Raw genomic sequence first — 436 nt, forward strand, 5'->3', positions numbered from 1 at the left:
GGTCGTCCGCATTTCGCAGGCACGTCCCGGGGTGTCAAGGCGGCGACTTGACCCGGAGGCCCGGTCGCGCGAAGAGCGCTGGCATGAAGCCCTGGGAAACAGTGGAGCGAGCGCAGTTGCCGGATGTGGGCGAGGTCGTGCTCGCCAAGCGGGACGATGAGTACGTGCTGCGCGTGCGCGGCCAGACGTTGATGTCCAGCCGCCAGCATGGCTCTGAGATGGCCATGGCCGACGCCGGCTGCGCGAACTTCGCGGCGGACGCGCCCGCCCGGGTGCTCGTGGGCGGGCTGGGCTTCGGATTCACGGTCCGCGCGGTGCTCGACCGCCTGGGACCGGGTGCCCGCATCGTTGTCGCGGAGCTGATGTCCCCGGTCGTGGAGTGGAACCGGGGTGTGCTCGCGCCGCTGGCGAACGCGCCGCTGGAGGACCCGCGCGT

At 71.6% G+C, this 436-nt stretch carries 1 pseudogene; it reads left to right on the forward strand.

Features of this window, described 5'->3' with window-relative positions:
- Positions 1–83 precede the first annotated feature (83 nt).
- A pseudogene (locus G4D86_RS51895) lies at positions 84–436 on the forward strand (hypothetical protein); the annotation flags it as partial.

Source organism: Pyxidicoccus caerfyrddinensis (assembly GCF_010894405.1).
Taxonomy (GTDB): domain Bacteria; phylum Myxococcota; class Myxococcia; order Myxococcales; family Myxococcaceae; genus Myxococcus; species Myxococcus caerfyrddinensis.